This window comes from Bacteroidota bacterium, assembly GCA_016713925.1.
Classification (GTDB): Bacteria; Bacteroidota; Bacteroidia; order AKYH767-A; family OLB10; genus JAJTFW01.
This window is the reverse complement of the sequence record JADJOH010000007.1, coordinates 799769-811600: the sequence shown is the minus strand read 5'-3', so window position 1 is coordinate 811600 and position 11832 is coordinate 799769. Positions and strand designations below refer to the sequence as shown.

Sequence of the window (11832 nt, the reverse complement as noted above, 5' to 3'; positions counted from 1 at the left end):
CTTCTGACAGGCGAATTGAAATTAACCTGTGAAGGCAAAAGTACGCGAAAAGTATAAAAGTCTGAAAAGAAGATTCGATCCTGAATCGAAAAATCTTTTTAAAAACAGTTCATGGGTCTTTCTCTCTAATGGACTGGGTACTGCTTTTGCATTTATAAAAATGATCCTTATTACCCGGATACTGGGAGCCGAATTATTAGGAACTTATACGCTTGCAATTGCCTTTATCCTCACCACACAAGAGTTCTTACGTCTAAATATTTCAATGGGATTGATCCGATTTGGAGCTCAATACAATTCTGAAGGAAGCAAGGACAAAGTGGTTTCAGTAATAAAATTCAGTTTACTGCTGAGTATGGGCTCAGCACTCCTATCCGTTCTATTACTCGGTGGTATGGTAAGTATCTCCTATGAAACTTTCATTAAGGGCCCAGATTTAACATTTTACGTTATCGCCTTTGCCTTTTCAAACGGATTGACTTTTATTGATGCCATATCTAAAGCAAGTCTTAAGTTATTTTATAAATTCAAAATCAATTCCGTAATTCAAATGATTATGGATACAATTGAAGTTATTATAATTATCATCACATTGTATGTTTACGGACCTGACTTAAAAGCCTTCTTTACGGCAACCATTCTGAGCAAAGTAATCAATAGCTTTACATGCAATATTGCAGCTTACCGGGAACTTTTACCTGAATTACGACCCTACCTATCCTCCGGTATGCACCTAATAAAAAGCCAGAGAAAAGAATATTTACAATATATTTTCGGAAACTCATTTAGCAGTACACTTAAAGTTTTCATGAATCAGGGCGATGTACTCTTGCTTGGGTACATGGGAAGTTTAAGTGATGTTGCCTATTATTCAACTGCAAAAAAGTTAGCTTATTCAGTACTTACACTCAGCGACCCCCTTGCCTCTTCAGTATTTCCTCAACTATCACATTTAATTGCGGACAAGGTTTATGGCAAAGTGCGCATCATGCTCAATAGCATCACCCGTGTCGTAATTCTTCCAGCTTTATTATTTTTGACCTTAGCCTACTTCATTAAATCAGAACTTATCACATTACTTTACGGACCAGCTTTCGAACCGGCTTCGGAACCGTTCTTCATTTTACTCATTTGCGCAGTACAGGGCTCTGTTTTTTTCTGGGCTTTGCCGTTAATTCAAAGTTTGGGGTTAATAAAAAAAAGATTCCTTGTATATTTATCCGCTATCCTTATCGGTGGCATTACTGCAATGTTATTAGTTCATGAATTTAAATCTACCGGTGTTGCACTCGGATTACTTGCTGCAAATCTGTATATTAACTTTCGATTTATTCAAACTGGTATCCTATATCTAAATAAAAATAATAGTTTGCAACCTATCACCTAATCAAAAATACCAATTAATCTCCTTAAAATTTATACAACAATTCGCCCAAATCCATGAGCATCTTACACGCTAGTCAAAAAGCAATAGCCCTTAAATATCCTTTAGCCGCAATTTCTTTTTATTTAGGAAACAAAAAATTTTTACATAGGGCCATCATTCTTGAATCTGCGAAACACCTTCTTGGCAAAAAATTTCATAAATCATTATGGATAAATGCATTGAATGACCTGGAAAAGGGGATTCTTCTTCCTCCAAATAAAAATACTCATAACTTAATCGTTGGTAATAGTTTGAACACTACATTCGGAAAATGGATATGGTGTTGTGTCCGTGTTTTGCAGCCAGACATTATGGTAGAGACCGGTGTAGCACATGGTTCTTCTACATGGATTATCTTAAATGCAATGCACCTAAATAAAAAAGGCAAACTCCATTCCATTGACCTACCTAATAATGACACCAACAGCGCCTATAATTTCCAACAAACACAACCTTCCACAGGATGGATGGTACCTGACACATTAAAATCAAAATGGGAACTTCATTTAGGATATGCACAGGAGATTTTACCGGCGCTTCTGAAAAGACTTGGGAAAATCGATATTTTCTTTCATGATAGTGATCATAGCTATGAACACATGAAATTTGAATATGAAACTTCCACTCCATTTATTAGACCAGGAGGATTACTGATAAGTGATGATGTACATAAAAACAAAGCTTTTGTTGAATTTGTTCAAAACACCTCATGGAAAGCATTAATGTTCAACAAAGGCGGTTGTGCCATTTCTCCTGAATAAAATGGAATTGCCTGTAGTTATATACCTGTCTCCATATGACATACTGAGACCAAGGACTAACCAGGTCAGTGATGTACGTTTTTCGGAAGGCTTTGCACAAAATGGCTGCGAAACTCATCTTATTGTCCCCTATGTTGAACGAAAAGATAACATTCTAATAGAAGATGTACATGAAACATATGGTCTACTTGCCGCACTTCATATTCACTACCTCCCTACCCGATTCAAAGATGATGTACACGGGAGTAAGCATTTACTTTGGCTGATATGGTACTCCACATTGAAAGTACTATCCATTCTTAAAAAAAACAAAAACAATTCAAGTGTTTATATCATAAGCAGAAGTACCCATTTGCTACGCCCACTCTTTCTTCTTCGTAAACTCTTCCCAAGAAAATTCAAGTCAGCACTTCTCATTCATTGGGCACATGACTTTCAAACCCGAATGGTTCATCAGTCGATTTATAAGAAGTCAGATTTTCTTCTCGCAACTAATAGTTCCATTCTGAATGAGCTATTAAAAGTGAGTGGACGAAGTAGCGCTGAAGGCGCATATACTTTAAATCCAATAACTGAATTCCAAGCCAGTGAAAAAATCTCAAGAGAAGAAGCCAGACGAGAAATTCAGTTTCCCGAAACTTCTTCAACGCTCATCGCTTATACCGGTAAATTAGGATTAAGCTACGATAAAGAAACAAAGTACATCCTTGGGGCAGCCGCATTACTACCATATTATACTTTCCTTTTTACAGGAGGTAAGCCGGAAACTGTCGCTTTCTGGGAAGACTATTGTAAAAGCAAAGGAATATCTAATGTTGTTTTCACCGGTTATATTTACGATTATCAAAAAATAAAACTTTATCAGTATGCAGCAGATGTATTGCTTTCCTACTACACTCATCAGGGACATGATGTTCGGTATAACTTGCCGAATAAACTTTGCGAATATATGCTAACCGGGAATGTTATAATCACTCCTGATTATCCGGCAACCGCTGATTTACTAAATGAGAGCAATTGTATTTTCACCACCCCTGAAAACAGTGAAGCGCTGGCAGAAAGTATCCGTTTTGCAATTGAGTGCCCTGAAATAGCGAAAAGAAAAGCTGAACAGGCTGCAAGAGATGTCAAAGAAATCACTTTTAAAAAAGTGGCTGCGCGCTTATTACAACAATTCGCCTCATGACTGTCGGAAAAGACTTAAAACTTTACCTTGAAAAAGGATCTGTTCGCAAGGTCGACAGGTTGTTAAGCTTAGTGAAAAAGAACTATTCGAATAGAGGAATTGAGAATAATTTATTACAAGCAGTACCATCAATAATTCGGAGTAATCACCCCTTTACAACCCTAATTCAGCCTGAAATTTATAATGGAAAAAATCCGGTGGCAAATAAAATTGCAGCACAAATTTCAGAGGCCAAATTAGCAACTGTATGCATGGCAATATTACATGGAAGCATATCCTCATCAGAGGAAATCAGTTATAGTGACTTTGATTGCATATTATTGATTGACGAAACCAAACTAAAAAATATCGTTGACCTTAGACAATTGCGAAAACTTATTGCCGAAACTGAACGAATGATGTTTAATCAAGACGCTTTGCAACATCATGGATGGAAAGTATTTCTTCAAAATGATTTTTCAGATTATCCGGATGCACAATTTCCTCTTGAATTGTTGAGTACAGGAAAAGTAATTTATCCATCCTTTTCTCAACCTTTAAAGGTTAATATTATAAATAGTAATCAAAATTATAAAAAAGGGTTTGACAGTGTTATAAAATCCATTGAAAAGAAATGCAATAAACAACCGAATGACCTCTTCAAGTTTAAAATATTTTGCAGTGAAATGTTACTTTTACCTTCTTTATTTCTTCAGGCAAAACACCATCGTACCTTTATGAAGAAAGAGAGTTTTAAATTTCTTGAGATGCATTTCGAAACTATCGACCAGAAAATATTAAATGAAATAAGTACATTTAGGCTTCAGTGGAAACAACCTTCTATGAACTTTAGTCTTTCTCTCTTTCATAGGTTTAGAAAATCCGGTATTTATATTTCGGCATTAGCCCCTTCTATACCACATGAAATTAAAATAAAATTGACTAATGAATGGTACTTGAGAGCCTTTCAGCTTTGCCAAAATTTAAACAGGGCCCTTTAAGTAATGTAAAGTATAGTATAGTATAAGCAGTTATCAGGACATATATGGACGATTGCACCAAAACTTCCTTAAATGGGATTAAATACTTCGATCGTTCATTTAGTCACTAAATTTCTTTTGAAGGAGCTTTAGGATTCCGACATGAAATTTATGAATGCGCCAGACGTATCCTCCTCTCTCAGTCTAATGGATGGAAACTCCTCACAAGAAGTTATCTTATTCCATTTCAGATCGTATCCATGGTTCATTTTTTTAATTATACCTCATTTTATACAGTTAATAAAATAAGAAAAAACTCATTATCTTTCGAAAGATCTGTATAAAAGTTATTTTTGTTCAATAAAAGTGAAAATGATGATTTATAAAAACGGCATATTCGTTGAATTTCAAGAGAGACAATCATTATATTACGCTTTATTACCAGACTTCGCAAACACGCGCAATTTGATACCAACGCATCTCTTTAATACTCGTCTATAATACATACAGGCGAAATGCAGATTCTGATTAAAGTAAAACATTTCCAAGAAAAATAAAAAAAATCAGTATAATTGAAGTGCCCGTGAAAGCCAGCAAAGTTCAACTTCCATTCGAAATATAATTTAATCCAAAGGAACAAGAAAGAATCAATTCTTGTAACCTTTTGAAAACACCTCGTAAAAAACACATGCTAACCTATAAGTTCATTGATCGTCCCAGTCCCATTACACGACAGTTATATGACGAAACAATTGCATGTATAGTAAACAAGAACAAGCAACTGGATGGACTAAAGGCTATTTACAAATTCGGAAACATTACTACCCCTGGAATTTCAGATCTCGACTTAATTTTTGTTTTCGAAAATGGGGTAACGTGCTTAAAAAACGGTTTTGAATCATTGCCTAAACATCAAAAGGTGTTGTTCACACACGGGATCATGGCAATTTCGGAAAAACATTTTACTGAAAACACTCATTTTAATCTTTGGAGTGACCAGCAATTATTGTTCGGCAGTGCCCCATCTTCCTACCACCGTCTCCGAACTCAAGAAGAAGAAAGGAGCTTATCAGTTCAAACGGCAATAGAATATATAATCATCAACTACATTGATTTAAAAATTCAAAACAGCTATAAAGTTATAAAAATCAGATCTTTACTTCAGCACATGAAAGGACTTTTATATGACCTCCAAATGCTCAATGATTCAAAAAACCCAATTAGTTCTCCCTTACTTCAACTCAAACAATGGATCCAATTCTGGTTCCAGACCCCTCCATCAGATAATGATATTCGCGAATGGGTTTCCAATTTCGGACCACAATTCGATGCATTTATTCAAGAAACACTCATCAAAAGTCCACTTTTTCTTCCAGAGATGGAAAGATATGTCATTTCCAAGAACATGAAACTGTGGAAGGCCGAAAAATTAGATTATAGCAGGACCGGAATTTTATTACCCTCAATGCTTTCGCTTTTTGGAAGAAATTATTTTAAATTACAGCATAAACTAAACAGGTTTGATTTTTATTGCCCTATCACACATAATACCTCAGAGATTGTTAAGGAAAGATTCGAATTCTTAAAGCGGATGAAAGTTTATAATCGGGAACATTTACCCAATTTTATGACAATGATATCAAGTTTAACTGCAAAAGTCATTTAACAATGCTCTTGACGAAATCAAGTTTCAATATTTGAAATACAATCCTCTGGTGAAAGTTGCCTGTGAAAGCGTGAACTGGAAAAATTGATCAAATTGCACCTTTAGGCCCATAGGTCCAATCTTTAGATATCCGATTTTAGGATTGATATAAAATAATTGCTATTTTCTTATTGTTCAAAGAAGTATTTTAATTATCACTATCCTATTGTAAATCAACTCAATATTAAGGTTCCTATACAAACGATAGAAAAAGCCTCTTCTCAATAAAATGTTCCCTTTCCAAATTGTAATATTGCAATATGTAACTAGAGCTAAAATTAACCAATTTTCAATTATTTCACAATTGAATGATGTGAATTGACCATTCTACTCCTAGCCACGTATCTATTACACATAAAATTACGTAAAAACACAGATGATTCCGCTTAGCGTACTACATGTGATTTGGTCGGCCGGGATGGGTGGAATTGGAAAGATTGTGTATCATCTTCTGGAAGAGCAGAAAAAAGACAGTACGATGAAGGTCGGTTTATTGATAGCCAAAGAAGAAGGGGAACTCATGCATGATTTTTTACAATTGAAAATAAATATGTTCATAGCCGGTTTTAAAGGCGGATTGCAAGTGAACCGTGAGGTAATCAGCAAAAGCAAAAAGGCTATATCGGAATATGATATCATTCATTTTCACACTTTCAATCCTGTTCTGGCATGGGCGGCACATAAGAGTCATAAAAAAATAATATACACAGAACATGGTAATTTCGGTATTGGGAGGACAGCAACTTTGAATGATAAAGTTGTACGTAAAATGCAACAGTACTTTCTGAATAATTTCACCGATGCCATTACATACAATTCCAAATTCAGCGAAGATGTTTCCAAAAATTTTTTTGGCGTTCGCCCCAAAATTTCAAAAGTAATTTACAATGGAGTACCGGACTATACGACCAAAGTAAATGCAGATCCTTCATTCACAAAAGAACCAGGCACCTTTCTTATTGTCGCCATCGGAAGACTTGCTCAGGTAAAACGATTTGACCGTTTGATTGATGCTTTTTGCAAACTCCAGTTACCGGAAGCCCGATTAATCATTCTTGGTGAAGGCCCGGAAGAGCAGGCATTAAAGGAACAAGTACAGCAGTTAAAATCAGAAAACCGTATTTCCTTTCCCGGATATGGTGACTCCCGTGCATTACTTTCCGTTTGCGATATTTGCGTAGCTCCATCACAGGGAGAAGCATTCGGACTTGTTGCCATAGAAGCATATCAGCAAGGAAAAAAAGTAATTGCTTTTGAAGACGGAGGAGGCTTAACAGAGATCATCCGACCTAACGATCCACAAGCAATAGTTTCATCGGTAGAGGAGCTCACTTCACTTCTTTACGCAACGTGTGAATGTAAAAACAGAAAATTCGCCTGATCGTATAGTGCAACGAAAAATATATGCTAAAGCATATTCTATTGAATCAATGGCCCTCACCTTAAAGCAACTTTATACATCACTCTAACATGTGTGGGATCAACGGAATATTTAATCTAAACGGAGCAGCTCTGCCTGATGCAGAACATTTGCTGCAACGAATGAATGACCGGATTGCACATAGGGGTCCTGATGATCAGGGGAAATGGGTTTCCAGAGGAAAAGAACTGGCTTTCGGTCACCGACGTCTCAGCATCATTGACCTTTCTCCATCCGGACATCAACCCATGACAGATGAGTCCGGAAATGCTATTGTTTTCAATGGTGAAATATACAATTACAAAGAAATTAAAACTCAAACAGGAAATTCGAATCGATATATTTCGGATAGTGATACAGAGGTTTTACTACAGCTCTATAAGAAAAAAAAAGCATGGCGCTTTAAAAGAACTTAATGGCATGTTTGCATTTGCCTATTGGGAGGAAGCTTCAGCAACCTTGTACCTGGCACGCGACAGAGCCGGAAAAAAACCACTTTACTATTGTGAATTCAATGGCATTTTCAGCTTTTCATCAGAAATAAAAGCATTGCTGACCTTGCCCTGGGTAAGTGCTGTGCCTGATGAAGAATCCATCTATCACTTCCTTACTTTTAATCAACTCCCCTCTTCTATGACAATGTTCAAGGGAATTCACAAACTCTCGCCCGGACATTGCATGACCATTACTAAAGGGAAAACACAAATTGAACAATACTGGGAAATTTCACCGGAAGACTGGACATCCAGCAGTGAACAAGAGATCAGTGATACGATCTATCGGTCGTTGGAAAAATCGGTGGATTACCGAATGGTGGCTGATGTTCCTGTCGGTGCATTTTTAAGTGGTGGTGTTGATTCGAGTGCTATCGTAGCATTGATGAGCAAGACCAATTCCAATCCTGTTAAAACTTATTCTGTAGGTTTTAAAGATGCACCGGATTATGACGAAAAATCCTTTGCCCATCGGATTGCAGATATGTACAAGACGGAACATCATGAAGTCAATATTGATGCCGGAGATATAGCAAACAGTCTTCCACATATTATTGACAGCTTTGACGAACCAATGGCAGATGCTACCTGCATCCCCATCTATTTCCTTTCGAAATTAGCACGGGAGAAGGGCACCATCGTAGTACAAACGGGTGATGGAGCTGATGAACTCTTTGCCGGATACAGGTCCTGGTTGCAGTATAATCGCTATTATCCACTTTATCATATCTACAGCAAGACACCATCATTTTTGCGGAAAGGTATAGCAGGACTCATCAATGAAACTAAGGATGAAGCCTCTGCTATCAGGGAAATATTTTCAAGAGCGGCAAAGAACGAAGAACTCTTCTGGGGCGGAGCCCGGGCTTTTAAGGAAAGCACAAAACGCACCTTCCTCTCGGAACAATTCAATACATCCTCATCCGCTTTTGATTCTTTTAGTGTCATCCATCAGTACAGGAAGGAATTTGATCTATTAAAACGAAAGCATAGCTGGCTGAAAGACCTGGATTGGATGTGCTATCTGGGCTTTAAATTTCAAATTCCCGCAAAGTACTTGTACCGTATGGATAGGCTCGGAATGGCCAACAGTATAGAAATAAGATGTCCATTCTTAGATTTTCATCTCATCAATGCCGCCTTTTCAGTTCCTGCCGGATTAAAAATTAAAAACAACGAGCCCAAATATATCCTTAAGAAAAGTCTGGAGCGATTATTACCAAACGACATTCTCTACCGCAGGAAGATGGGATTCTGTGTACCGCTGCGCGAATGGGCAGGTGATGTCATGCTCGACTATATGGACGAGCATTTGAAAAGCTTCGCACGCAACACAGGCATCTTTGATGAAAAGGGATTACAGCATCAAATTGAACAGATCAGAAGGGGAAACACAGCATTTACCAACCAACTATGGACCATCTATTTTATGATGGCCTGGTTTAAAAAATGGATGTCGGCCTGATGAAAAAAGTGGTGCTCATAACGAACATTCCAACTCCTTACAGGATTCCGCTCTTTAATTTGCTCGGCGAAGAGATGAGACAAGCCGGAATGGAGTTACATGTTATTTTTTCCAGTCTAGGCTACAAAAGACGAAAATTTGAAATCAATCCAAACGATTTCCAATTTAGCTACACCCTGCTTGATGGCGGGAAATATTCGGTAGGAGAAGATGCGGAGAAGACCTATTTCTTTTACAGAGGATTATGGAAGCAGTTACGCCTCCTTAAACCCTGGCGTATCATTACCTCGGGATTCTCACCGGCAACACTCATTTGCACCTTGTATACGTTTTTCTACAGCACCCCCTTTCTGATCTGGAGCGGAACAATAGAATTGGGAGGGCGAAGAATTTCATGGTGGAGAAAGTTATTCAGAAAACTCCTCTTAAAAAGAGCGCAGTCTTATATAGCATATGGGTCACTGGCCTCGGATTATTTGGAAAAACTGGGGGCTGCAAAGGAAAAAAATTCACATAGCGATTAATACCGTTGACACCGACTATTTTAGAGAAGAAACAAATTCTGCCCGCCGCAAGGTTATAAAGAAAGATGTATTCACCTTTGCTTATTTGGGATATTTAGTACCAAGAAAAAACGTCTATAAAGTAATAGAAGCCTCTTCTGAATTATTAAAGAAAAGACATGATTTTCGGATTCTTATCATCGGTGATGGTATTAGTAAAGCTGCTCTGGAAAACGAAGTTGAAAAACGTAAGCTTAAAGAAGTAGTACAATTTAAAGGATATTTGCAAAAAAATGAATTACCGGCAGTACTTGCAGAAACTGACATCCTTCTTTTTCAAACAAATTTCGATATATGGGGTCTTGTTTTGAATGAAGCCATGGCTGCCGGGGTAGCCTGCCTCGCTTCCCATAATGCCGGAGCAGTTTATGATCTGATTGAGGAGGGAGAAAACGGTTTCATCAACGACTTCAGCGATTTAAAAAAGACAGTCGATAAAATGGAATGGATGGTCCAAAACAAAGAATTAATGGAGCAATTCGGAAAAAAAGCTGCTCGTACTATTACAGAAAAAGCTAGTCTAAAGAATTCGGTATCAGGGTTCATGAAAGCCATAAAAAACAGTTAATTTAGCAGTAAGAATGAGTTATAAAAATTGGTGGAAATGGTTAAAAGGATTGCCGCTCAGTAAAAAGTGGTTTGTCTGGCTAATTCTATTACGACCGATTATTGACAATTTCTATGAGTTGAAAGAAACATCGGCGCTTGCTTCACCCTTATATATTGTAGGTGTTCTTACTCCTGTATTGATTTTGCTAAGTATGATATCCGGAGGACTTCAACGGTCGCCTGACAGTTTACAGGAAATACTCTTCAGAGTATTTTGCTTTTTTCTATTATTCAACGCACTAACGTTTTGGTTTATACAACTCAATGTAGTTGCATTTGGCGATTTGATAAAATATATTACACCGGTTTTTCTGTTTTACTATGCCCGAAGATTTGTTCAAACAAAAGAGGATTTGCACGGAATACTTACAAGCTTTCTGATATCCTGTTTATTCCCTTTCACGATTTTTTTATATGAGTCTATAGTCAACCCTATAGCTATTGAATACATCAGCCAAGGAAGAGGTGGAGGTTCCAGGATAAGAGGTGCATATGCAGATATCATGAACTATGCTATTTTTTTCATTTTATTTCTGACTATAATTTGCTATTATTTCCTGACGCATATGTACAACAAGACCTCCGGAATTAAAGTAAAAGCGTGGCATCTTATTGTTGGTATTGCATTTGTATTGTATGGCTTAACACGAATCAGACACGTTTCCACATGGGGTGTTTTCCTGTTTCTTATTGTTATTTTCCTTTTTCACAATCTTCGAAATTCGAAAGGACTCCTATTTACCTTTCTATTTATCTTTATTGTTTCCACCTTTTTTGCTCAGACCATTTACATAAATCATATTGAACCCTTAATTTTTAAAGAATTGTTAGTAGTGGAAGGAGAATCAGAAGCCGATCAAGCTTTTAATGGGAGGATGACACGGTGGGAACGATATTTTGAAATTTGGGAACAAATGCCCACATTTAATCATTTTACCGGAATTGTTTCAGCCAATTTCAATGAAACCATTGTGATGATTAGCGGAGGTATGCATAGTGATTACATACGACTTATGTTTTTAACAGGATTTATTGGCATTTTTTTCTATGTAGCATTTCTTCTAAGCACTTTGTCAAATTGGATTTCCATGGCTATTCCGGAAAAATTCCTTTTAGCAGCATGTATTTCCTCTATACTTCTTTGGTCTATTACTACTGTTCCAACCTTATACGCCCCACTCTTATACATCTTATATCCTATCATAGCATTCGCATTACTCCCTAAAGAACGGCAACTCTAAACT

At 37.1% G+C, this 11832-nt stretch carries 11 protein-coding genes; all 11 read left to right on the top strand.

Annotation, left to right across the window (positions count from 1 at the left end; all coding sequences use genetic code 11):
- Positions 1-28: 28 nt before the first annotated feature.
- The 11 genes from IPJ86_11535 to IPJ86_11485 all read left to right on the top strand — a co-directional run bounded on the left by IPJ86_11535 (position 29) and on the right by IPJ86_11485 (position 11829).
- Entirely contained in the window at positions 29-1387 is a 1359-nt protein-coding gene (locus IPJ86_11535) for an oligosaccharide flippase family protein (GenBank protein MBK7887892.1), read from the top strand.
- A gap of 53 nt (positions 1388-1440) precedes the next feature.
- The gene (locus IPJ86_11530; protein ID MBK7887891.1) at positions 1441-2187 is read left to right on the top strand and encodes a class I SAM-dependent methyltransferase; all 747 of its coding nucleotides are present in this window, start codon (positions 1441-1443) and stop codon (positions 2185-2187) included.
- Positions 2168-3373, top strand: a complete 1206-nt coding sequence (locus IPJ86_11525; GenBank protein ID MBK7887890.1) for a glycosyltransferase — start codon at positions 2168-2170, stop codon at positions 3371-3373. The genes IPJ86_11530 and IPJ86_11525 overlap by 20 nt, the downstream gene beginning before the upstream one ends.
- Complete coding sequence (locus tag IPJ86_11520; GenBank protein MBK7887889.1) at positions 3370-4353, top strand: hypothetical protein; 984 nt, start codon at positions 3370-3372, stop codon at positions 4351-4353. The genes IPJ86_11525 and IPJ86_11520 overlap by 4 nt, the downstream gene beginning before the upstream one ends.
- A 643-nt stretch (positions 4354-4996) precedes the next feature.
- Complete coding sequence (locus tag IPJ86_11515; protein ID MBK7887888.1) at positions 4997-5998, top strand: hypothetical protein; 1002 nt, start codon at positions 4997-4999, stop codon at positions 5996-5998.
- 415 nt (positions 5999-6413) lie between these two features.
- Positions 6414-7418 carry a glycosyltransferase family 4 protein gene (locus IPJ86_11510; protein ID MBK7887887.1) on the top strand — a complete coding sequence of 335 codons (1005 nt, stop codon included), beginning with the start codon at positions 6414-6416 and terminating at the stop codon, positions 7416-7418.
- An 89-nt stretch (positions 7419-7507) separates the two neighbouring features.
- Complete coding sequence (locus IPJ86_11505) at positions 7508-7873, top strand: hypothetical protein (GenBank protein MBK7887886.1); 366 nt, start codon at positions 7508-7510, stop codon at positions 7871-7873.
- Positions 7809-9416, top strand: a complete 1608-nt coding sequence (gene asnB, locus IPJ86_11500) for an asparagine synthase (glutamine-hydrolyzing) (GenBank protein ID MBK7887885.1) — start codon at positions 7809-7811, stop codon at positions 9414-9416. The genes IPJ86_11505 and asnB overlap by 65 nt, the downstream gene beginning before the upstream one ends.
- Positions 9416-9940: a hypothetical protein gene (locus IPJ86_11495; GenBank protein MBK7887884.1), complete on the top strand. Its 525-nt coding sequence runs from the start codon at positions 9416-9418 to the stop codon at positions 9938-9940. Before asnB ends, IPJ86_11495 begins: the two co-directional genes overlap by 1 nt.
- Positions 9870-10547, top strand: coding sequence for a glycosyltransferase family 4 protein (locus tag IPJ86_11490; GenBank protein MBK7887883.1), 678 nt, complete (start codon positions 9870-9872; stop codon positions 10545-10547). Before IPJ86_11495 ends, IPJ86_11490 begins: the two co-directional genes overlap by 71 nt.
- A gap of 13 nt (positions 10548-10560) precedes the next feature.
- Complete coding sequence (locus IPJ86_11485) at positions 10561-11829, top strand: hypothetical protein (protein MBK7887882.1); 1269 nt, start codon at positions 10561-10563, stop codon at positions 11827-11829.
- The last annotated feature ends 3 nt before the right edge of the window (positions 11830-11832 follow it).

Excerpts from the sequence above, each read along its gene's own strand:
- IPJ86_11505 (MBK7887886.1), top strand. The coding sequence starts at position 7,508 with ATGTGTGGGATCAACGGAATATTTAATCTAAACGGAGCAGCTCTGCCT.
- IPJ86_11485 (MBK7887882.1), top strand. The coding sequence starts at position 10,561 with ATGAGTTATAAAAATTGGTGGAAATGGTTAAAAGGATTGCCGCTCAGT.
- IPJ86_11495 (MBK7887884.1), top strand. The coding sequence starts at position 9,416 with ATGAAAAAAGTGGTGCTCATAACGAACATTCCAACTCCTTACAGGATT.
- IPJ86_11490 (MBK7887883.1), top strand. The coding sequence starts at position 9,870 with ATGGGTCACTGGCCTCGGATTATTTGGAAAAACTGGGGGCTGCAAAGG.
- IPJ86_11520 (MBK7887889.1), top strand. The coding sequence starts at position 3,370 with ATGACTGTCGGAAAAGACTTAAAACTTTACCTTGAAAAAGGATCTGTT.
- IPJ86_11510 (MBK7887887.1), top strand. The coding sequence starts at position 6,414 with ATGATTCCGCTTAGCGTACTACATGTGATTTGGTCGGCCGGGATGGGT.
- IPJ86_11530 (MBK7887891.1), top strand. The coding sequence starts at position 1,441 with ATGAGCATCTTACACGCTAGTCAAAAAGCAATAGCCCTTAAATATCCT.